At 71.7% G+C, this 21,318-nt stretch carries 20 protein-coding genes and 1 riboswitch; of the genes, 10 read left to right on the top strand and 10 right to left on the bottom strand.

The window, feature by feature from the left end; translation table 11 throughout:
- Positions 1-68 precede the first annotated feature (68 nt).
- Genes ACGFW6_RS30795 through ACGFW6_RS30780 form a run of 4 tightly spaced genes read left to right on the top strand, consistent with a single transcriptional unit; the run spans position 69 to position 5,632 of the window.
- Positions 69-1,598, top strand: a complete 1,530-nt coding sequence (locus ACGFW6_RS30795; RefSeq protein WP_393516988.1) for a GMC family oxidoreductase — start codon at positions 69-71, stop codon at positions 1,596-1,598.
- Entirely contained in the window at positions 1,598-2,722 is a 1,125-nt protein-coding gene (locus ACGFW6_RS30790) for a glycine betaine/L-proline ABC transporter ATP-binding protein (RefSeq protein ID WP_393516985.1), read from the top strand. Before ACGFW6_RS30795 ends, ACGFW6_RS30790 begins: the two co-directional genes overlap by 1 nt.
- Positions 2,722-4,671 carry an ABC transporter permease gene (locus ACGFW6_RS30785; protein ID WP_393516982.1) on the top strand — a complete coding sequence of 650 codons (1,950 nt, stop codon included), beginning with the start codon at positions 2,722-2,724 and terminating at the stop codon, positions 4,669-4,671. Before ACGFW6_RS30790 ends, ACGFW6_RS30785 begins: the two co-directional genes overlap by 1 nt.
- Before the next feature lies 1 nt (position 4,672).
- Positions 4,673-5,632, top strand: a complete 960-nt coding sequence (locus ACGFW6_RS30780; RefSeq protein ID WP_393516979.1) for an ABC transporter substrate-binding protein — start codon at positions 4,673-4,675, stop codon at positions 5,630-5,632.
- A 4-nt stretch (positions 5,633-5,636) separates the two neighbouring features.
- On the opposite strand, the gene ACGFW6_RS30775 is transcribed toward ACGFW6_RS30780, so the two are convergent.
- Genes ACGFW6_RS30775 through ACGFW6_RS30765 form a run of 3 tightly spaced genes read right to left on the bottom strand, consistent with a single transcriptional unit; the run spans position 5,637 to position 7,347 of the window.
- A complete protein-coding gene (locus ACGFW6_RS30775) occupies positions 5,637-6,395 on the bottom strand; it encodes an isocitrate lyase/phosphoenolpyruvate mutase family protein (RefSeq protein ID WP_393516976.1) in 759 nt (252 codons plus the stop codon).
- Positions 6,392-6,838 (bottom strand): carboxymuconolactone decarboxylase family protein, encoded by a 447-nt coding sequence (locus ACGFW6_RS30770; RefSeq protein ID WP_393516973.1) that lies wholly within the window; start codon positions 6,836-6,838, stop codon positions 6,392-6,394. Before ACGFW6_RS30770 ends, ACGFW6_RS30775 begins: the two co-directional genes overlap by 4 nt.
- Positions 6,835-7,347, bottom strand: coding sequence for a carboxymuconolactone decarboxylase family protein (locus ACGFW6_RS30765; RefSeq protein WP_393516970.1), 513 nt, complete (start codon positions 7,345-7,347; stop codon positions 6,835-6,837). Before ACGFW6_RS30765 ends, ACGFW6_RS30770 begins: the two co-directional genes overlap by 4 nt.
- Positions 7,348-7,394: 47 nt before the next feature.
- Here ACGFW6_RS30765 and ACGFW6_RS30760 point away from each other — a divergent pair, with 47 nt between their 5' ends.
- A complete protein-coding gene (locus ACGFW6_RS30760; RefSeq protein WP_393516967.1) occupies positions 7,395-8,783 on the top strand; it encodes a PLP-dependent aminotransferase family protein in 1,389 nt (462 codons plus the stop codon).
- A gap of 170 nt (positions 8,784-8,953) precedes the next feature.
- Here the strand turns inward: ACGFW6_RS30760 and ACGFW6_RS30755 are convergent, their stop codons facing one another.
- Positions 8,954-9,793 (bottom strand): hypothetical protein, encoded by an 840-nt coding sequence (locus ACGFW6_RS30755; protein WP_393517123.1) that lies wholly within the window; start codon positions 9,791-9,793, stop codon positions 8,954-8,956.
- Between the two features lie 150 nt (positions 9,794-9,943).
- Here ACGFW6_RS30755 and ACGFW6_RS30750 point away from each other — a divergent pair, with 150 nt between their 5' ends.
- Both ACGFW6_RS30750 and ACGFW6_RS30745 read left to right on the top strand, forming a co-directional pair.
- Positions 9,944-10,300: a hypothetical protein gene (locus ACGFW6_RS30750; RefSeq protein WP_393516964.1), complete on the top strand. Its 357-nt coding sequence runs from the start codon at positions 9,944-9,946 to the stop codon at positions 10,298-10,300.
- Between the two features lie 16 nt (positions 10,301-10,316).
- Complete coding sequence (locus tag ACGFW6_RS30745; RefSeq protein ID WP_393516962.1) at positions 10,317-11,501, top strand: glutathionylspermidine synthase family protein; 1,185 nt, start codon at positions 10,317-10,319, stop codon at positions 11,499-11,501.
- A gap of 125 nt (positions 11,502-11,626) precedes the next feature.
- Here the strand turns inward: ACGFW6_RS30745 and ACGFW6_RS30740 are convergent, their stop codons facing one another.
- Together ACGFW6_RS30740 and rocD are read right to left on the bottom strand one after the other, a co-directional pair.
- Entirely contained in the window at positions 11,627-12,658 is a 1,032-nt protein-coding gene (locus ACGFW6_RS30740) for an AraC family transcriptional regulator (protein WP_393516959.1), read from the bottom strand.
- 197 nt (positions 12,659-12,855) lie between these two features.
- Positions 12,856-14,070 carry an ornithine--oxo-acid transaminase gene (rocD, locus tag ACGFW6_RS30735; RefSeq protein ID WP_393516956.1) on the bottom strand — a complete coding sequence of 405 codons (1,215 nt, stop codon included), beginning with the start codon at positions 14,068-14,070 and terminating at the stop codon, positions 12,856-12,858.
- Between the two features lie 160 nt (positions 14,071-14,230).
- A riboswitch (ZMP/ZTP riboswitch) is annotated at positions 14,231-14,327 on the top strand.
- A gap of 31 nt (positions 14,328-14,358) precedes the next feature.
- Between rocD and ACGFW6_RS30730 the strand changes: the two genes are divergently transcribed.
- Positions 14,359-15,807 carry a glycine hydroxymethyltransferase gene (locus tag ACGFW6_RS30730; protein ID WP_393516953.1) on the top strand — a complete coding sequence of 483 codons (1,449 nt, stop codon included), beginning with the start codon at positions 14,359-14,361 and terminating at the stop codon, positions 15,805-15,807.
- Positions 15,808-15,831: 24 nt separating this feature from the next.
- Here ACGFW6_RS30730 and ACGFW6_RS30725 read toward each other — a convergent pair whose 3' ends face one another.
- The 4 genes from ACGFW6_RS30725 to ACGFW6_RS30710 all read right to left on the bottom strand — a co-directional run bounded on the left by ACGFW6_RS30725 (position 15,832) and on the right by ACGFW6_RS30710 (position 19,262).
- A complete protein-coding gene (locus tag ACGFW6_RS30725; protein ID WP_393516950.1) occupies positions 15,832-16,560 on the bottom strand; it encodes a hypothetical protein in 729 nt (242 codons plus the stop codon).
- Positions 16,557-17,180, bottom strand: coding sequence for a hypothetical protein (locus ACGFW6_RS30720; protein WP_393516947.1), 624 nt, complete (start codon positions 17,178-17,180; stop codon positions 16,557-16,559). The genes ACGFW6_RS30725 and ACGFW6_RS30720 overlap by 4 nt, the downstream gene beginning before the upstream one ends.
- A gap of 464 nt (positions 17,181-17,644) precedes the next feature.
- A complete protein-coding gene (locus ACGFW6_RS30715) occupies positions 17,645-18,676 on the bottom strand; it encodes a hypothetical protein (protein ID WP_393516944.1) in 1,032 nt (343 codons plus the stop codon).
- Complete coding sequence (locus tag ACGFW6_RS30710) at positions 18,660-19,262, bottom strand: RNA polymerase sigma factor (protein ID WP_393516941.1); 603 nt, start codon at positions 19,260-19,262, stop codon at positions 18,660-18,662. Before ACGFW6_RS30710 ends, ACGFW6_RS30715 begins: the two co-directional genes overlap by 17 nt.
- A gap of 89 nt (positions 19,263-19,351) precedes the next feature.
- On the opposite strand from ACGFW6_RS30710, the gene trpS reads away from it, so the two are divergent.
- Positions 19,352-20,365: a tryptophan--tRNA ligase gene (gene trpS / locus ACGFW6_RS30705; protein WP_393516938.1), complete on the top strand. Its 1,014-nt coding sequence runs from the start codon at positions 19,352-19,354 to the stop codon at positions 20,363-20,365.
- Positions 20,366-20,583: 218 nt separating this feature from the next.
- A complete protein-coding gene (locus tag ACGFW6_RS30700) occupies positions 20,584-21,165 on the top strand; it encodes a 2'-5' RNA ligase family protein (protein WP_393516935.1) in 582 nt (193 codons plus the stop codon).
- The last annotated feature ends 153 nt before the right edge of the window (positions 21,166-21,318 follow it).

Here is a 21,318-nt window from a genome sequence, read left to right as displayed (position 1 = left end):
CAGCAACTTCCACGGCGCTCACGGCCCACCCCGACGCGGCGTCACGGAAAGTCCCTGGAGCTACTCCCATGTCCCAGAACACCCACGTCTACGACTACGTCGTCATCGGCGGCGGCACCGCAGGTTCCGTCATCGCCTCCCGGCTGACCGAGAACCCCGACACCACCGTCGCCGTGATCGAGGGCGGCCCCAGCGACGTCGACCGCGACGACGTCCTCACCCTGCGCCGCTGGATGGGCCTGCTCGGCGGCGAGCTGGACTACGACTACCCGACCACCGAGCAGCCGCGCGGCAACTCGCACATCCGGCACAGCCGCGCCCGCGTGCTCGGCGGGTGTTCCAGCCACAACACCCTCATCGCCTTCAAGCCGCTGCCGTCCGACTGGGACGAGTGGGAGGAGGCCGGCGCCAAGGGCTGGGGCGCGGTCCCGATGGAGGCGTACTACGCGCGCCTGAAGAACAACATCGTCCCGGTCGACGAGAAGGACCGGAACGCCATCGCCCGTGACTTCGTCGACGCGGCGCGGAGCGCGCTCGGCGTCCCGCGCGTCGAGGGCTTCAACAAGCAGCCCTTCACCGAGGGCACCGGCTTCTTCGACCTCGCCTACCACCCGGAGAACAACAAGCGTTCGTCCGCGTCGGTGGCGTATCTGCACCCGGTGATGGACGAGCGGGACAACCTCACGATCCTGCTGGAGACCTGGGCGTACAGGCTGGAGCTCGACGGCACCCGCGCCAAGGGCGTGCACGTGCGCACCAAGGACGGCGAGGAGGTGCTGATCCGGGCCCGCAACGAGGTCGTCCTGTGCGCGGGCGCCGTCGACTCGCCCCGCCTGCTGCTGCACTCCGGCATCGGGCCCAAGGCCGACCTTGAGGCCCTCGGCATCCCGGTCGTCCACGACCTGCCGGGCGTCGGCGAGAACCTGCTCGACCACCCCGAGTCGGTGATCGTGTGGGAGACCGACGGGCCGATTCCGGAGAACTCCGCGATGGACTCCGACGCGGGCCTGTTCGTGCGCCGCGACCCCGAACACCAGGGCCCCGACCTGATGTTCCACTTCTACCAGATCCCGTTCACGGACAACCCGGAGCGCCTCGGCTACGAGCGGCCGGAGTTCGGCGTCTCGATGACCCCGAACATCCCCAAGCCCAGGAGCCGCGGCCGGCTGTACCTGACCAGCGCCGACCCGTCCGTGAAGCCCGCGCTCGACTTCCGGTACTTCACCGACGAGGACGACTACGACGGCCGCACGCTCGTCGACGGGATCAGGATCGCCCGCGAGATCGCCCGGACCGAGCCGCTGGCGAACTGGCTCAAGCGCGAGGTGTGCCCCGGCCCCGACGTCACCGGCGACGAGGAGCTCAGCGAGTACGCGCGCAAGGTCGCGCACACCGTGTACCACCCGGCCGGCACCTGTCGCATGGGTGCCGCCGACGACGAACTGGCCGTGGTCGACCCGCAGTTGAAGATCCGCGGCCTGCAAGGAATTCGTATCGCCGACGCCTCTGTCTTCCCGACGATGACCGCCGTGAACCCGATGATCGGGGTGCTCATGGTCGGTGAGAAGGCTGTCGACCTGATGGGAGGTGAGGCGTGATGAGTACCACGACCCTCAGCACGACGCCCGAGACGCCCGAGACCCGTAAGCCGCCGACCGAGAAGCCCGTCTTCTCCGTCGAGGGCCTGTGGAAGGTCTTCGGCCCCAAGGCCCACCGCGTCCCCGACGACCCGGACCTGGCCGCGCTCGACCCCGCCGCACTGCGGGAGCGCACCGGCTGCACGGCGGCCGTCCGTGACGTCTCCTTCGACGTCCGCAAGGGCGAGGTCTTCGTGGTGATGGGCCTGTCCGGCTCGGGCAAGTCCACCCTGGTCCGCTGTCTGACCCGCCTCATAGAGCCGACGGCGGGCACCATAGCCATCGACGGCGAGGATGTCCGCGCGATGGACAAGGCCCGCCTGCGCGAACTGCGCCGCCACCGTGCCGCGATGGTCTTCCAGCACTTCGGCCTGCTCCCGCACCGCACGGTCCTGGACAACGTGGCCTACGGCCTGGAGATCCAGGGCGTCGGCAAGGCGGAGCGCCGTGAGCGGGCCGCCGCGGTGGTGGCCAAGGTCGGCCTGGAAGGCATGGAGCACCGCAGGCCGGGTCAGCTCTCCGGCGGCCAGCGCCAGCGCGTCGGCCTCGCGCGGGCGCTCGCGGTGGACCCCGAGGTCCTGCTCTTCGACGAGCCGTTCAGCGCGCTCGACCCGCTGATCCGGCGGGACATGCAGGAGGAGGTCGTGCGCCTGCACCGCGAGGAGGGCCGCACGATGGTCTTCATCACCCACGACCTCAGCGAGGCCCTCAAGCTCGGCGACCGCATCGCCCTGATGCGCGACGGCCGCGTCGTCCAGCTCGGCACGCCGGAGGAGATCGTGGGCTCCCCGGCCGACGACTACGTCCGCGAGTTCGTCCGCGACGTCCCGCGCGAACAGGTCCTGACGGTACGTACGGCCATGCGCAACGCGTCGGCGGACGAGGCCGGCCAGGGCCCCGCCCTCGCGCCGGACGCGACGGTGTCCGAGGCCATCGAGGCCGTGGCGCGCACCGGTTCCCCCGCCCGGGTCATGGAGGGCGGCCGCTGTCTCGGGGTGGTCGACCACGAGCGGCTTCTCGGCGTCGTGGCAGGGACGGAGCAGCCAGTCACAGCGGGGACGGAGCAGCCCAAGGAGGCCGTGTGATGGCCACTGTCACCGCCGCCGCCCCGCGCACGGCCCTGCCCTCATTCCTCAAGCACCCCGTCGTCCGCAAGCTGCTGCTGCTCGCGCTCGCCGCCGCGGTCCTCGTGCCGCTGGCCAACGCCCGCTGGGCGAGCGGCAGCTGGCCGGGCGCGCTGACCGTCGACGTCTCCGAACCGCTGACCAAGGTCAGCGACTGGATCATCGACAACCGCGACAGCCACCCGCTGTTCCTCTACTTCCTCGGGCACATCAGCAACGCGGTCGTGATCTGCGTACGCGCCGTGTATTTGGTGCTGCTCGCGGCCGGGTGGGCCGGCGTCACCGCCGCCGCCTCCCTCCTCGCCTGGCGCGTCGCCGGCCCGCGGCTCGCCGCCGGCACCGGCCTCGCCTTCCTCGCCTGCGGGTTCCTCGGCATGTGGGTGCCGACCATGCAGACTCTCGCGCTGATGGTCGTGGCGGTCCTCGCCTCGGTCGTCGTGGGCGTGCTGCTGGGTCTCGCCGCCGGCCTGTCCGACCGGCTGGACCGGATGCTGCGCCCCGTCCTGGACACCATGCAGGTGCTCCCGGCCTTCGCCTACCTGCTGCCCGTCGTCCTGGTCTTCGGCATCGGCGTGCCCGCCGCCGTCCTGGCCACCGTCGTCTACGCGGCCCCGCCGATGGCCCGCCTCACCGCCCTCGGGCTGCGCGGCGCCGACAAGGAGGTGCTGGAGGCGGTCGAGTCGCTCGGCACCACCGCACGGCAGCGCCTGCTGACCGCCCGCATCCCGCTGGCCCGCAAGGAACTCCTCCTCGGCCTCAACCAGACGATCATGATGGCGCTGTCGATGGCCGTCATCGCCTCCGTCATCGGCGCCGGCGGCCTCGGTGACCGCGTCTACCAGGCACTGGCCTCGGTCGACGTCGGCGCCGCGCTCGCGGCCGGCATCCCGATCGTGCTGCTCGCCGTCGTCCTGGACCGGGTGACCGGCGCGGCGGGGGAGAAGCTCGGCGAGGAACCGCAGCCCAACGGCCGCAGGCTGTGGCTGTACGCCCTCGCCGGCACCGTGGCCGTCGCCGTCGCCGGACGACTCGCCGGACGCCTCGACTGGCCCGACGCCTGGGTCCTGGGCATCGCCGAGCCGGTCAACCGCGCCGTCGACTGGATGACCGACCACCTCTACACCGGTGTCCCCGTCGTCGGCGGCACCGCCGACTGGGCGGCCCACTTCACCACCTGGGTCCTCGACCCCGTGCGCGACGGCCTGCTGTGGCTGCCCTGGTGGTCCGTCCTGCTCGTCGTGGCCGCCCTGTCCTGGCTGATCGGCACCTGGCGCACCGCGCTGACCGCCGTGCTCGCCATGGCCGCGATCGGCGTGCTCGGGGTGTGGAAGCCGTCCCTCGACACGCTCTCCCAGGTCCTCGCGGCCGTGGCCGTCACCCTGGTGCTCGGCTTCGCGACCGGCATCGCGGCGGCCCGCAGCGACCGCGTCGAGCGCGCGCTGCGCCCCGTCCTGGACGTCTTCCAGACGATGCCGCAGTTCGTGTACCTGATCCCGGTGGTCGCCCTGTTCGGCGTGGGCCGTGCCCCCGCCGTGGCGGCGGCGGTGGTCTACGCGCTGCCCGCCGTCGTGCGCATCACCACCCAGGGCCTGCGCCAGGTCGACCCGGCCGCCCTGGAGTCGTCCCGCTCGCTCGGCGCGACCCCCGCCCAGCAGCTGCGCCAGGTGCAGCTCCCGCTGGCCCGCCCGGCGCTGCTGCTCGCCCTGAACCAGGGCGTGGTCCTGGTCCTCGCCGTCGTCATCATCGGCGGCCTGGTCGGCGGAGGCGCGCTCGGCTACGAGGTCGTCGCCGGCCTCGCCCGGGGCGACCTGGCGACCGGTCTGGTCGCCGGTGCCGCGATCGTCTGCCTCGGCCTGATGCTGGACCGGGTGACCCAGCCCACCGAACGCCGCGCGAAGAAGGGAGCGTGACATGCGCATCCGTACCACCACCGCCGTAGTGGCCGGCGTGTCCTCGCTGGCCCTGCTGACCGGCTGCGGCGCCGCCGACATGACCAAGCAGGCCTCGCCGTTCGCCAACGCGCAGGGCGCGAAGACCGTGACCCTGTCCGTGCAGTCCTGGGTCGGCGCGCAGGCCAACGTGGCCGTCGCCCAGTACCTCCTGGAGCACGAACTCGGCTACCGCGTCGACACCGTCCAGGTCGACGAGATCCCCGCCTGGGACGCGCTCAGCCAGGGCCGGGTCGACGCGATCATGGAGGACTGGGGCCACCCGGATCAGGAAGAGCGGTACGTCAAGGACAAGAAGACGATCGTGCCCGGCGGCGACCTCGGCGTCACCGGACACATCGGCTGGTACGTCCCGACGTACTTCGCGAAGAAGCACCCGGACGTCACCGACTGGAAGAACCTCGACAAGTACGCCGACCAGATGCGCACCGCGGAGAGCGGCGGCAAGGGCCAGCTGATGGACGGCTCGCCGTCCTACGTCACCAACGACAAGGCGCTGGTGAAGAACCTGGACCTGGACTACCAGGTGGTGTTCGCCGGTTCGGAGGCCGCGCAGATCACGCAGATCAAGCAGTTCGCCAAGGCCGAGAAGCCCTTCCTGACGTACTGGTACGAACCCCAGTGGCTGTTCAAGAAGGTCCCGATGACCGAGGTGAAACTGCCGGCGTACAAGGAGGGCTGCGACGCGGACCCGGAGAAGGTCGCCTGCGCCTATCCGCACACCCCGCTGCAGAAGTACCTCAACGCCGACTTCTCGAAGAAGGGCGGCACGGCGGCGGCCCTGCTGAAGAAGTTCCAGTGGACGACCGAGGACCAGAACGAGGTCTCCCTGATGATCGCCGAGCAGAAGCTGTCGCCCGAGGAGGCGGCGAAGAAGTGGGCGGACAGCCACGAGTCCACATGGAAGGCGTGGCTGTCCTGAACCGCTAGCGCAGGTCCGCGGCGAGCGCGCGCAGCGCCCGCGCGGTCTCGCGCTGGAGTCCCGGTCCGAACGTGATCCGGGTGGCCCCGAGTTCACCGAGCGCGGTGGGCGAGGGGTCCCCGGTCACGGTGCCGTGCACATTGACCGGCCCCTGGATGCCGGACCGCAGCAGCGGCAGGACGTCGGCGGGCGCGCCGATCGGATACACGCAGTCGGCGCCGGCGGCGACGTACGCCGCGGCCCGCTCGATGGCCTGCTCGGCGGCCTGCTTGGGGTCGGTGTCACCGGGCGCCCGGATGAAGGTGTCGATCCGGGCGTTGACGAACAGCCGGTCGGCGGCCGCGCGCCGCACCTCGGCCAGCCACTCGGCATGCGCGCGCGGGTCCTTGAGCACGCCGCCCTCGGAGTCCTCCAGGTTGCACCCCACCGCGCCGGTCTCCAGCAGCCGCTCCACCAGTTCCCCGGGCGCGATCCCGTATCCGCCCTCGATGTCCGCCGACACCGGCACGTCGACCGCCCGGACGATCCGCGCGACCGCCGCGAACATCTCGTCCGCCGGGGTGTGTCCGTCCTCGTACCCGAGACTGGCGGCGACGGCCGCACTGGGTGTCGCGAGCGCCGGGAACCCGGCCTCCACGCAGACGCGGGCGGAGGCGGCGTCCCAGGGGCCCGGCAGGACCAGCGGGTCGCCGGGCGCCGTGCGGCGGTGCAGTGCGCGGAAGGTCTCGGCCTTGCTCTCGGTGCGGCCCACGCTGTCGGTCACGGTGTGTATCCCCCTGGTGGAATGCGGCGGGCGACCATCACCCGGTTCCAGTTGTTGATGGCGACGATCAGCCCGACGAGATGGGCGAGTCGCGGCCCGTCGAAGTGTGCCGCGGCCCGGTCGTACACATCATCGGGCACGAACCTGTCCGTGAGTACGGTGACCGCCTCGGTCAGCGCCAGCGCGGCACGCTCCCGCTCGTCGAACAGGTCCCCGGCCTCCTCCCAGGCCGCCAGTATGTCCAACTGCCGTTCATCCACCCCGAGTTCCCGCGCGATGCGCAGATGCATGTCCAGGCAGAACGCGCAGTGGTTGAGCTGCGAGGCCCGGAGCACGACGAGTTCGGCGAGGGCCGGGTCGCCGAGCCCCTGCTTCGCGGCGGCGCTGACCGCCGACATCGCCCGCGCGACACCGGCGTCGAGCCGCTTCGTGCGGACCGTCACCGGAACTGCCCCGGCTGGTAGTGCCCCGGAGTACGCCGGCACGTCACACCGAACCGGTTCCACGCGTTGATCACGCTGATCGCCGCGATCAGCTGCGCCAGCTCCGCCTCCTCGAAGTGCTCGGCGGCGCGCTCGTAGACCTCGTCCGGCACGAAACCGTCGGTCAGGACGGTCACGGCCTCCGTCAGCTCCAGCGCCGCGAGTTCCCGCTCGGTGTAGAAGTGCCGCGACTCCTCCCACGCGCTCAGCTGCACGATCCGCTCGACGCTCTCCCCGGCCGCGAGCGCGTCCTTGGTGTGCATGTCGAGGCAGAACGCGCAGTGGTTGATCTGCGAGGCGCGGATCTTCACCAGCTCGCGCAGGGCCGGGTCGAGTCCCCGCCCCGCCGCCGCGTCCAGCCGCACCATGGCCTTGAACACGTCGGGGGCGAGCGCCGCCCAGTCCAGACGCGGGGTCGGTTCGGTCGCGTACGTCACGGTCGTCGCCGTGCTCTCTTCGGTGGTCGTCACGATCTCGACCCTAGGAGCGAAGCAGCCCAGGAGTATGGTCCACTTCCATGGCGAAACCTTGGGCCACTCTCGGCGTCGACCTCCACCTGGAACCGGCGGGACCGGGCCTGCGCCGAGGACTGACCGACGCCCTGCGTGAGGCGGTGCGCACCGGACGCCTCGCCCCCGGCACCCGGCTGCCGTCGTCCCGTTCCCTCGCCGCCGACCTGGGCATCGCCCGCAACACGGTCGCCGAGTCCTACGCCGAACTGGTCGCCGAGGGCTGGCTCACCGCCCGCCAGGGCTCGGGCACCAGGGTCGCCGACCGCACGGTGACCCCGCCGGCCGACACGGCCCCCACATCCCGCCCCGAGCGCCCACGCCCCGTCCACGACCTGGTGCCCGGCACCCCCGACCTGGCCGCCTTCCCCCGCGCGGAGTGGCTCAGGGCGGCCCGCCGCGCCTTCCTGGCCGCCCCGAACCAGGCCCTCGGCTACGGCGACCCGCGCGGCCACGCCGAACTGCGCACCGCCCTCGCCGGCTACCTCGCCCGAGCGCGGGGCGTCCGCGCCGACCCCGGCCGGGTCGTGGTGTGCTCCGGATTCGTGCACGGCCTCCAGCTGCTCGGCAGGGTGCTGCGGGCACGCGGCCTGCGGACGGTGGCGGTGGAGTCCTACGGCCTCCCGCCGCACTGGAACCAGCTGACGGCGGCCGGCCTGACCACTCAGCCGCTCCCCTTCGACGAACTGGGCACGGACCCGGCGGAGTTGAGCTCGCAAGGAGCGGTGCTCCTCACCCCCGCCCACCAGTTCCCGATGGGCGTGCCCCTGCACCGCGACCGCCGCGCGACGGTGGTGGACTGGGCGCGACGCACCGGCGGACTGGTCCTGGAGGACGACTACGACGGCGAGTTCCGCTACGACCGCCAGCCCGTCGGCGCGCTCCAGGGCCTGGACCCCGACAACGTCGTCCACCTCGGCACCGCCAGCAAGTCCCTCGCCCCCGGCCTGCGCCTTGCCTGGATGGTGCTGCCGCCCTCACTGGTGGACGAGGTGACGGCGGCGAAAGGCGGCTCGGACACCTGCAGCGTCCTGGACCAGCTGACCCTGGCCGAGTTCCTCACGTCCGGCGCCTACGACCGCCACGTCCGCGCCGCCCGCCTGCGCTACCGGCGCCGCCGTGACGCCCTGGTCCGAGCCGTCTCCACCCACGCCCCGCACCTCGGCGTCACCGGCATCGCCGCCGGCCTCCACGCAGTCCTGCGCCTCCCACCCGGCACGGAACGCTCCGTACTCCAGGCAGCGACCTGGCACGGCCTGGCCCTCCACGGCCTCACCGCCTACCGCCACGAACAGACGACCACCGACACCCCGGACGCCCTGGTCGTCGGCTACGGAACACCACCGGACCACGCGTGGGCGGGGGCGCTGGAGGCGCTGTGCAGAGTGCTGCCGTGAGGATCGTGACCGAGGACGAGTCTCGGGGCCGGTCCCATGCTCAGCCCGTCCGGCGTTTGAGGACGAGGCCGTTCGGGCCGATGCGGGGGGCCGGGGGCGGCAGCCCCCGGAGACGGGACGGGTAGGGGCGGCGGGGGCGAAACCCCCCAGGACCCAGCCACGACGCACGCTCACCCACCTTCCCCCGGTGCCTCCTCCGGCGCCTCCCCGAACCGGGCCAACACCAACGCCCCCGCCACCGACACCACGAACCCCAGCACAGCCAGCCAGGCCAACCCCTCCCGAGTCCGATCCCCCAGCCACACCACCCCCACCACCGCCGGCCCCACCGTCTCCCCGATCACCATCGCCGCCGTAGCCACGGTCACAGACCCCCGCTGCAACGCCGAAGTCAACGCCAGAAACGCCGCCCCACCCCCCACCAGCAGCGCATACGTCGCCGGATTCGCCACCAACTCCGGCACGGCCATCGAATCGATCAGCCGCACCGCCACCTCCACCACCCCGAACCCGAACCCCGCCGCCAGCCCGAGCACCAGCCCCCGCCCCCGCTCCGGCAACCGCCCACCCGCCAACCCCACCCCGAGCACGGCCAGCGCCACCCCGAGCATCGAGAACTTCAACGCGTCCGACCCACCGGTGTCCCTCTCCGTCCCCGCCGAGAGCCCCAGCATCGCCAGCCCGGCGCACACCACCCCCACCGCGCCCCACTCGGCCCGCTGCAACCGCACCCGCAGCAGCCGCGCCGCGACCACCGCGGTCACCGCGAGACTGGACGCCAGCGCCGCTCCGACGGCGTAGATGGGGATCGAGCGCAGGGCGAGGACCTGGAAGACGAACCCCAGCCCGTCCAGCCCCAGTCCGGCGAGATAGCGCCACTGCCGCAGCGCCCGCAACAGGACCCCCGCCTCGCCGCCCCGCCCCCCTTGCGCACTCGCGGTCCGCGCGGCCATCGCCTGCAACACGGTCGCCGCGCCGAAACAGACCGCCGCACCCAACGCACACAACATCCCAAACAGCACAAAGCGACTGTAGGGGAGCGGAAGAACGGCAGCCCCCCGACAGCCGCACTCTCACCGATCTCTAGGCTGTCCGCCTGACGAACCACGGACAATCACTCCGGCAACCGGCTCATCAAGAACATCGGGGGAGACACAGGCATGGCGGAAACACGACGCAGGCTGCGTTCGAGCACGGTCGTCCTCGGCGGCATGGGCGTCATCGCGGCAGCCCTCACCTCCTGCAGCTCCGATCCCGACCGCCGCTGCGTCGACCGCGACAGCTACACCTACGAGGGCTACAAGGTCGTCGCGGACAAGAACTGCAAGTCCGGCTCCGGCTCCTCGTACGGCAAGGGCGGCAAGGGCGGCAAGAAGAAGACCGGCAGCTCCGACGCCGCCTGGTACTACGACTCCGACGTCGACGGCGGCCGCGCCGACTACGGCACCTTCAGCCGCAGCGAGGCCGTCGACCGGGGCGGTTTCGGCTGCTCGGGCTCCGGCAGCGGCGGCGGCTGAGCAGGACACGTACACGATGGAGCGCCGCACGATCGCCCCCCGCCCCGACTGGCAGCGGACCGTCGAGGAACAGGGACTGATCTACCCCCTCACCCGCCACCCGGACGACACCCTGCGCCCCTACTGGGACGAGAGCGCGTACTACGTGTTCACGCTCCCGGAGGTCGAGGCGCTGGAGGAGGCCGTCGGGGAACTGCACCGCATGTGCCTCGCGGCGGCCGGGCACATCGTCGCCGAGAACCGCTTCGCCGACCTCGGCATCACCGACCCCCGTGTCGCGAACGCGGTCGCCGAGGCATGGCACCGCCGCGCCGAACTGCCGTCCCTCTACGGCCGCTTCGACCTGCACTACGACGGCACCGGCCCCGCCAGGCTCCTGGAGTACAACGCCGACACCCCCACCTCCCTGGTCGAGGCCGCCTCGCCCCAGTGGTTCTGGATGGAGGACCGCTTCCCCGGCGCCGACCAGTGGAACTCCCTGCACGAACGCCTCATCGCCGCCTGGAAGAAGCAGGCGTCCCTGCTCCCGCCGGGCGCCCCGCTCCACTTCGCGTACTCCTCGGCCGACGAACTCGGCGAGGACATGATGACGGTCGCCTACCTCAAGGAGACCGCGGAGCAGGCGGGCCTGGACACCGGCTGGATCTCCATGGAGGAGATCGGCTGGGACCGCCTCTCCGGCCGCTTCGTGGACAAGCAACTCCGTTTCATCCGCAGCTGCTTCAAGCTCTACCCCTGGGAGTGGCTCACCACCGACCGCTTCGCCGACCACGTCCTGGACACCCTCGACAACGGCGGCGGCACGGGCACCACCCTGTGGATCGAGCCCGCCTGGAAGATGCTCCTCAGCAACAAGGCCCTCCTCGCCATCCTCTGGGAGCTCTACCCGGACCACCCGAACCTGCTGCCCGCCTACCTCGACGGCCCGCGGGAACTGGCGGACACCACCGGCTATGTCGCCAAGCCCCTGCTGGGCCGCGAGGGCGCGGGCGTGACCATCCACGAACCCGGCGCCGAACAGGCCGTCCGCGACGAACCCTGCTGCTACCAGCGGCTGGCCCCGCTGCCCGCCTTCGACGGCAACCACGTCGTCCTCGGCGCGTGGGTCGTCGAGGACGAGTCGGCGGGCCTCGGCATCCGCGAGTCGTCCGGCCTGATCACGGACGAGTACGCCCGCTTCCTGCCGCACGTGATCCTCTGACCGCCGCACACGACGGCGAACCGGATGCGGTCGGGCCGGTGCTGCCGCCCGGTTCGGCTCCCCCGAACCACCGTCCACGACCCGGGCGGCAGGCCTTCAGCATCCCGCCGGCACCCGACGCCCAGCTATCCGCTTACGACGGAAACCGCACCCTTTTGTGGATAGCCCGAGCTCTGTCGCAACGTCTGTGACGGTGTCTCCCCGTACACCTGCCGATAGTGCCCCGTGAACCGGCCCAGGTGCGCGAACCCCCACCGCAACGCCACCTCGGTCACCGTCCCGAGCCCGTGCCCGTCCGCGATGGCCAGCAGATCGCGCCGCGCCAGATCCAGCCGGACCCGCCGCAGATACGCCAGCGGCGTCGTCGCCAGATGCACCCGGAACCCCTCCCGCAGGCTGCGCACGCTCACCCGCGCCGCCACCGCCATGTCGGCCACGGATATCGGCTCATGGGCGTGCTCGGCACAGAAGGCCGCGGCCCGCCGCACCGCACTGGGCAGCACCGCCGGCCCCCGCCCCGCCACCGCGTCGCTGAGCACATGCGGCTGGGCGTCCAGCAGCCCGTTCACCAGCAACTGCTCGAAGTGCCCCACGCCCAGCGGCGAACGCGCCGCCAACTCCGAGTCGGCGAACTCGGCGAACGCCCGCACCACCCGCAACCACACCCTGACCGCCTCCGCCCGCGGATCCAGCACCGGCGCGAACCGCAGTGGCGCGGACGGCAGTTCCCCCAGCCGCACCGCGAGCGCCGCGTCGAGCGTGGCCCGCGGGACGATCAGCACCCGGTTCAGAGTCTCCCCGCTCCACCGCATCGACAGCCGCTGTCCCGGATTGACGACACTGAGCGAGGACGCCAGCGCCACCCCGTCCGCCGTGACGACACCGTCCCCGGACAGCGGCACATGGATGTTGTAGAACTCCGGCAGCTCACCCGGCGTGACATCGACTTCCGCCCCGTACCCCAGCTCGTACACGGCCACGCCACCCTCGTGCACACAACGGAACCGTCCGTCGACCGGATGCTCGTCCAGCACCGTCAGCCGATGCGGCGCGAACCGCGCACTGACCAGCGCGTGCAACTCCTCGACATCACCACCCCGGAACAGCAGCCCCCGCCCCGCACCTCCGGACCCGGACCCCGAACCCGCTCCGCCCATGACGCCCATACCTCTCCGTCACGCGTCTTGTGCGGAACGTACCGCCCCCGGCCATCCGCCGCCCCGGAATCGCGGCGGCGGGCGAGAGGCGACGAGGAGAGGCGACGGGGAGAGGCGGCGGGGTGAGGCGGCGGGAAGAGGCGGCGGGGAGACGCCCGAAGCCGAATACTCCATGCCCTTACCGATCAAGCCGGGACTCACACCCCCAGCACCTCCCGCAACTGGGCCAGCCCCCAGTCCAGGTCCTCCTTCCCGATCACCAGGGGCGGCGCGATACGGATCGTGGCGCCATGGGTGTCCTTCACCAGCACACCCCGGTCCATCAGCTTCTCCGACACCTCCCGCCCCGTCCCGAACGACCGCGCGATGTCGACACCTGCCCACAGTCCTCGACCCCGCACCTCCGTCACCCGCCCCGTCCCCGTCAACAGGCCCAGCTCCCGATGCAGATGAGCGCCCAGCTCGGTCGCCCGCTCCTGGAACTCGCCCGTCCGCAGCATCGCGATCACCTCCAGCGCCACCGCGCACGCCAGCGGATTCCCCCCGAACGTCGACCCGTGCTCCCCGGGCCGGAAGACCCCGAGCACCTCCGCCGACGACACCACCGCCGACACCGGCACGACCCCGCCGCCGAGCGCCTTGCCCAGCACGTACATGTCCGGCACCACCCCCTCGTGCTCGCACGCGAAGGTGCGCCCCGTCCGGCCCAGCCCCGACTGGATCTCGTCCGCCACGAACAGCACGTTCCGCTCCCGCGCCAGCTCCCGCACCGCCGGCAGATAACCGGCCGGAGGCATGAGCACCCCCGACTCGCCCTGGATCGGCTCCAGCAGCACGGCCACCGTGTTCTCCGTCAACGCATCCCGCATCGCCGTCAGATCCCCGTACGGCACGATCTCGAAGCCCGGCGTGTACGGCCCGAAGTCCGCCCGCGCCTCAGGGTCCGTGGAGAAGCTGATGACCGTCGTCGTACGGCCGTGGAAGTTGTTGCCCGCGACCACGATCTTCGCCATCTCCGCCGGCACGCCCTTGACCCGGTAACCCCACTTCCGGGCGGTCTTCACGGCCGTCTCCACCGCCTCCGCCCCGGTGTTCATCGGCAGCACCATCTCCATCCCGCACAGCTGGGCGAGCTGCTCGCAGAACGCCGCGAACCGGTCGTGATGAAACGCGCGCGACGTCAGCGTCACCCGCTCCAGCTGGGCCTTGGCCGCCGCCAGGATCCGCCGGTTGCCGTGCCCGAAATTGAGCGCCGAATACCCGGCCAGCAGATCCAGATACCGCCGTCCCTCCACGTCCGTCATCCAGGCCCCGTCCGCCGTCGCCACCACGAGCGGCAACGGGTGGTAGTTGTGCGCACTGTGCGCGTCGATCACGGCGATCTGCGATGCGGTGGTGCTCGACGTAGTCACGGGGCTCTCCGTTCCGCCGCCGCGAGGCTCGTGTCCCGGCAGGCACGAGACTCACGGCCACTGTCCATTTCCTGCCTCACGCGTGGTGTGCCGCCTCCTCCTATCGTGGCTCGCATGGTGGACGCACGGCCATGGCGCGCCGACCCGCCCGGTAGGCTGATCGACGGGTCGTGACTGGCGCGCTGGGATGGACGAACCATCGGGGAGCGGCCCCTGGACCGAGTCCAGACCGAGTGCCGTGCGCCTGGGCCGCACCGTGATCGCTGCACACGACGTCCGGAGGTCCCCATGCCAGCCGAGCCCCTCTCCACCGAGTCCACCGCCTTCCGTTCCGCCCTCGACGTGATCCGCGCCGTCGAGCCGCGCGTGGCCGATGCCATCGGCCAGGAGGTCGCCGACCAGCGCGAGATGCTCAAGCTGATCGCCTCCGAGAACTACGCCTCCCCGGCCACCCTCCTGGCGATGGGCAACTGGTTCAGCGACAAGTACGCCGAGGGCACCGTCGGCCGCCGCTTCTACGCCGGCTGCCGCAACGTCGACACCGTCGAGTCCCTCGCCGCCGAGCACGCCCGCGAGCTCTTCGGCGCACGCCACGCCTACGTCCAGCCCCACTCCGGCATCGACGCCAACCTGGTCGCCTTCTGGGCCGTCCTCGCCCAGCGCGTCGAGGCCCCCGCCCTGGAGAAGGCCGGTGTCCGCCAGGTCAACGACCTCTCCGAGGCCGACTGGGCCGAGCTGCGCCGCGCCTTCGGCAACCAGCGCATGCTCGGCATGTCCCTGGACGCCGGCGGCCACCTCACCCACGGCTTCCGCCCCAACATCTCCGGCAAGATGTTCGACCAGCGCTCCTACGGCACCGACCCCGCCACGGGCCTGATCGACTACGAGGCGCTGCGTGCCTCGGCCCGCGACTTCAAGCCGCTGATCATCGTCGCCGGCTACTCCGCCTACCCCCGTCTCGTGAACTTCCGGATCATGCGCGAGATCGCCGACGAGGTCGGCGCCACGCTCATGGTCGACATGGCCCACTTCGCGGGTCTCGTCGCCGGCAAGGTCCTCACCGGCGACTTCGACCCGGTCCCGCACGCCCAGATCGTCACCACGACCACCCACAAGTCGCTGCGCGGCCCGCGTGGCGGCATGGTCCTGTGCGACGACTCCCTCAAGGACCAGGTCGACCGCGGCTGCCCGATGGTCCTCGGCGGCCCGCTCCCGCACGTCATGGCCGCCAAGGCCGTCGCTCTCGCGGAGGCCCGCCGGCCCTCCTTCCAGGACTACGCCCAGCGCATCGTCGACAACTCCCGCGCCCTGGCCGAGGGCCTGATGCGCCGCGGCGCGACCCTGGTGACCGGCGGCACCGACAACCACCTGAACCTGATCGACGTCGCCTCCTCCTACGGCCTCACCGGCCGCCAGGCCGAGGCCGCGCTCCTCGAGTCCGGCGTCGTCACCAACCGCAACGCCATCCCGGCAGACCCCAACGGCGCCTGGTACACCTCCGGCATCCGCATCGGCACCCCCGCCCTGACCACCCGCGGCCTGGGCACCGCCGAGATGGACGAGGTCGCCGCCCTCATGGACCGCGTCCTCACCACCACCGAGGCCGGCACGACCAAGTCCGGTGCTCCGTCCAAGGCGGCTCACGTCCTCGACCCGAAGATCGCCGACGAGATCTCCCGCCGCGCCACCGACCTCGTCTCCGGCTTCCCGCTGTACCCGGAGATCGACCTGGGCTGACGCCCACCACCAGCACCTGACGGCCTAGAGATCCAGGTCGATCAGCTCCTGACGCGGCTCCCGACGCGGCGGTCCGGCATCCGGCCGGGCCGCCGCGCGGCGTATCAGCAGCGTGCCGCCGACCCCTGTCGCGAACCCGACCGCCAGCCCCGCAACGGCCCACCCGGCGTCATCCCACAGCGCACCGGGCCGCTCCCCGACCGCCGCGCCCATGGCACTGTCCGTGAACTCGTCCTCCGTTTCGCCGAGCAGCGTCTTCAGCTCCAGCCGCTCGAAGACGGAGCGGGGTGCCCTGTGCCAGCGGATGTCGTCGTCCTCCAGGTCCGGCGCGAGATCCGACCGCACCCAGGGGGTGCCGTCCCCGGCCACGAACAGCTGGTCCTGCCGCTCCACGGCCACGTCCCCTCCTGGCGCCCGGTTCGTCTGAGGCCAGCCACCGACTCCCGTCAGTCCCCAGAGCACCGTGATCCGTATCGGCGGATGACGGCCCTGCGTCCAGCTCTCCGGCACCCGCTCCGTCCCGACGTACGTCGGCTGCAGCAGCTGCCAGAGGCGGGCGAAGTCCGGCTGCCCGGAGTGCAGTGCGATCGTGCGTCCCTTGCCGCCCGCGACGACCATCGCCACGTCCGGGACGTCCCGTGCCTGCGCTGCCGGGGCGGCCCGGGCGGTCGTCGCTGTACCCCACAGGGCCAGGGCCGCCGACGCCGCCACGAGCAGCGCGAGCTGTAGCTTTCCGCCCAGGTCGGCCCTCATACGTCCCGCAGCTCCTGCCTCGGCCCCGGCTCGCCCCGCAGGCGGTCCAGGGGGAGCCGTAGGGCGAAGGGACGCAGGGCGAGCGCCAGCACCGCGCCGGCCGCCGCGCCCGGCAGCGCCCACCACCAGCCGGTGCCGTCACTGGACCCCTCCGTGGCCGGGGACGCCTCTGCCTTGCTGCCGGTCGCCGCTGCCGCGGCGGACGAGTCCTGCGAGCCGTCGTCGGTCCCTGAGGCTTCCTCCTCCTGCGGGAGGATCGCCGCGCCACCCTCGGACGAGACCTTGCCCATCAGGCCCAGCTTCGAGAGGAGGTCGCGAAGCTCGGACGGATGGTCGGCTCGATGCCAGGTGCCGTTCGATGTGCTGTCCAGGTGCGCCGCCGTGTGGATCCAGACGTCCTTCCCGTCATCGACCGGATAGACCCGGTCGAGGCGCCAGGGCGACACGTCATGGGCCATCCACGTCACGTTGATCTGGCGGGCCGCCGTCAGACCGGCCTCGGGCGGCTTGTTCCGTGTGCCCTTGCCGGCTGTGTCGAGCAGCCGCTCCAACTCGCCGTACTCCTTGTCCGAGTAGTACAGCGAGGCCGTCTCCGTGCTCTCCGGGGAGACCAGGAGCACGCTTGTCGGTCCACCGGCCGATGCCGGGGTTGCGGCGCCCCACAGCAGCAGCGCGAGCGCCGCCGCCAACGCGCCGGTCAGCGCCGTGAGTTCACGAAGCCGACCTCCCCGGCCGCGCCCGCTCTCCTGGCCGCGCGAGCACCGTCCCGAGCAACCGGTCTTCGGCCCCCGCAGCCGCTCTCCCCAGCGGCCGACCCCATGTCCGCACATCCGAACCCCCAACCCCAGCGATCCCCGTGCGGCCCGTCCCCGAGCCGCTTGTCACTTCTGGTACACCGCCCGACCCGCCTGGGTTCCCACCCCGCGCCCACTATTTCCGGACCGGGCGTTTCAGGCCATGGTCCGCACCGAAATCCCCCGTCGCAGTCGCAGTCGCAGTCGCAGTCGCAGTCGCAGTCGCAGGGTGCCCGTTTCGGGACATGGTCCGCACTGAAATCTCCGGGTGGTCTCAGGCGGCCGGAGCCTCAGGGCGCCTCTCCGGCCGACCGGGCAACCCCCACCGCCCGATCCTTCGACGCCACCCCTTCCAACCGCAGCGTCACGCGCTCGCCCTCCGCGCTGTGGGTCCACAGCAGCGTCGGACCGGCCGTCCGCTCCTCGCGTGTGAAGCGGTTCCCGTCCGGGTCGACCAGCCAGAAGGTCAGCAGATGCGGGCGGACGAACCACAGAGCCTGGTCGTCCGCGGTGCCGTTCGAGGCACCGGGGGTCAGCGAGATCCACTCCGGAGGTTCGCGGACCGTCTTGGCGAAGCCGATGTCCAGACCGGCCCGGCGTTCGTCCAGCCGTATCGTCCGCCCGTCCTCGTGCCAGCACAGGGTCACCAGGAACCGTCCTCGTGGCTCACCGGTCACCGCGACCGCGTCCGGGGCGCCGAGCTCCTTCGGCACCAGGGGTGCGAAGCCGGCCCGGCGTTCCGCCTCGGCGAGCGACACGGGGTCGTCGCAGCCGGGGACCTCGGCGCCGGGGGAGGGGGTCGCCGAGGGGTCGTACCGCACGCCGACTCCCGCGAAGTCGAAGAAGTCGAGGACCGCTGCCCGTACCGGGGGCGTGAGCACCAGCACCGTCAGCAGGCCGCACAGCGTCGCGGTCAGCGAACGCCACCGCATCCGCGTCCAGCGCCGCACCGCCCGTAGCCGCTCGGCCGCGCCCGTCGGCTCGGCCTCCGGTACGGGTACCTGCTCGGCGAGGAGCCGGCCCAGCACCCGCTCGACCATTGTCTCGGCGCCGTCGGCAGCGCCCGGCGGGTCCAGCGAACGTCCGAGCGCCCGCAGCTCCTGGGGCAGACGGCTCGGGTCCCCGGGCCGCCCACGCTCCCCGGAACGCCGGCCGTCGGGCCCCCGGCCCTCGCGTCCCGTCCGGCCGGCGCCTTCATCACCCCCGCCGCCCTCGCGCCCGTACGCACGCGGCCCGTCGCTTCCATGCGCCTGCGGGCCCTCTCCATGCGCCCCCTGGCCTGCGTCGTCGTAAGGCTTCCGTCCGTCACTCATGCTCGTCACCCCCTTCCTGAGGCTGAAAGTCCGGCAACAACCGCCCGAGCTTCCGCAGTGCGCGGTTCAGCCGGGATTTCACCGTGCCCCGGGGCCAGCCCAGGGCCTGGGCCGTCTCGGACTCGTCCATTTCCAGGAGGTAGCGGTAGGTGACGACCAGGCGGTGCTCCTCGCTCAGCTTCTCCAGGGCCGCCTGGAGTGCGGCACGGCGCTCTATCTCCAGCGCCGCCACCGCCGGGTCCGCCGATTCCGGTATCAGGGGCTCCGCCTCCACGAGCGCCGCCTCACGGCCGGCGAGCGTGCGCTGGCGAGCCGCCGTACGCACTGTGTTCCTCGTCTCATTGGCCACGATCGCCAGCAGCCATGGCTTGAACGCCGAGCCGTCCTTGAACCGGCCCAGCGAGCAGTACGCCTTGACGAAGGCCTGCTGCACCACGTCCTCCACGTCCGCACCCGCCCCGAGCGCGGCGGCCGCCCTGAGCGCGATGCCCGTATGGGCCCGCACCAGCTGCGCGTACGCCTCGGGCTCCCCGGCGCGTACGCGTGCGATCACCGCGGCCTCATCGACGATGCGGCCCCCCTCCCGCGTCCTCACACCTTTGTTACACCGCCGGGGACGGATCGGTTCCCATCTGTTTCCCACCAGTTCCGAACCGGCCCCCGAGACCTGAGAGAATGATGAGCATGGCTTCTGACCGACCCCGTGTGCTCTCCGGAATCCAGCCCACCGCAGGCTCGTTCCACCTCGGCAACTACCTGGGCGCCGTCCGCCAGTGGGTGGCTCTGCAGGAGACCCACGACGCGTTCTACATGGTCGTCGACCTGCACGCGATCACGGTCCCGCAGGACCCGGCCGAGCTGCGCGCCAACACCCGGCTCGCCGCCGCCCAGCTCCTCGCGGCCGGTCTCGACCCCGAGCGCTGCACGCTCTTCGTCCAGAGCCACGTCCCCGAGCACGCCCAGCTCGCCTGGATCATGAACTGCCTCACCGGCTTCGGCGAGGCCTCCCGCATGACCCAGTTCAAGGACAAGTCCGCCAAGCAGGGCGCGGACCGGGCGTCGGTCGGCCTGTTCACGTACCCGATCCTCCAGGTCGCGGACATCCTCCTGTACCAGGCCAACGAGGTCCCGGTCGGCGAGGACCAGCGCCAGCACATCGAGCTCACCCGTGACCTCGCCGAGCGCTTCAACGGCCGCTTCGGCGCGACCTTCACCGTCCCGAAGCCGTACATCCTCAAGGAGACGGCGAAGATCTACGACCTTCAGGACCCGTCGATCAAGATGAGCAAGTCGGCGTCCACGCCGAAGGGCCTGATCAACCTCCTCGACGAGCCCAAGGCCACGGCCAAGAAGGTCAAGAGCGCCGTCACCGACACCGACACGGTCATCCGCTACGACGCCGAGAACAAGCCCGGCGTCAGCAACCTGCTCACCATCTACTCGACCCTCACGGGCACGGGAATCGCGGAACTGGAGCAGAAGTACGACGGCAAGGGCTACGGTGCGCTCAAGACGGACCTCGCCGAGGTCATGGTCGAGTTCGTGACGCCCTTCCGGGAGCGGACCCAGCAGTATCTGGACGACCCGGAGACGCTGGACTCGATCCTGGCCAAGGGCGCGGAGAAGGCGCGCGCCGTCGCCGCGGAGACGCTCTCCCAGGCGTACGACAAGGTGGGCTTCCTGCCCGCCAAACACTGAGCCCGTACCACGGGACGGCCGAAATAGGGCCGTACCACCGCACAGCGCTGCACATCACTACGGTTGCGCCTGCCCGCAGCACAGTCGTGGCCGTACAGTCGATAGCCGGGTGTCCGCGCAGGCGGCCGCTCGCGCTCACCAACAGGGCACGAGCTCACTCGCACCAGGACGAGCTTCTCGCGATGGACGAGCTCACGAGAGAGATGACAGGAGACGACGTGGGGACCGTAACGATCGGCGTGTCGATCGCGGTCCCGGAGCCTCACGGCAGCCTGCTCCAGGAGCGGCGCGCGGGCTTCGGCGACGCCGCGGCTCACGGCATCCCCACGCACGTCACGCTGCTGCCGCCGACAGAGGTCGACGCCGCGCTGCTGCCCGCGATCGAGGCGCACCTCGTCGAGGTCGCGGCGGCCGGGCGGCCCTTCCCGATGCGGCTGTCCGGCACGGGGACCTTCCGGCCGCTGTCGCCGGTCGTCTTCGTCCAGGTCGTCGAGGGCGCCGAGGCCTGCACCTGGCTGCAGAAGCAGGTCCGTGACGCCTCCGGCCCGGTGGCACGCGAACTGCAGTTCCCCTATCACCCGCATGTCACGGTCGCCCACGGGATCGACGACGAGGCGATGGACCGCGCCTTCGAGGCGCTCGCCGACTACGAGGCCCACTGGCCCTGCACCGGATTCGCCCTCTACGAACAGGGCGCCGACGGTGTGTGGCGCAAGCTGCGGGACTACGCCTTCGGGGGTGGCGCGGTGGTGCCGCCGCAGGCGGGGCATGTGGAGCGCGGGTCGATCACGGCGGGGTAGCTCCGCGGGGGCGCCGCGACGCGGGGCGCTGTGACGTGGGGTGCCCGGACGTGGGTGCTGTGACGTGGGGTGCCGGGGCAGGTCGCTTTTCGTCTGCGGCGCCGATGTGGCTGGTCGCGCAGTTCCCCGCGCCCCTGGCGGCGTTGCCGATCG

Source organism: Streptomyces sp. Y7 (assembly GCF_043195415.1).
Classification (GTDB): Bacteria; Actinomycetota; Actinomycetes; order Streptomycetales; family Streptomycetaceae; genus Streptomyces.
This window is presented reverse-complemented; position numbering and strand designations above follow the sequence as displayed.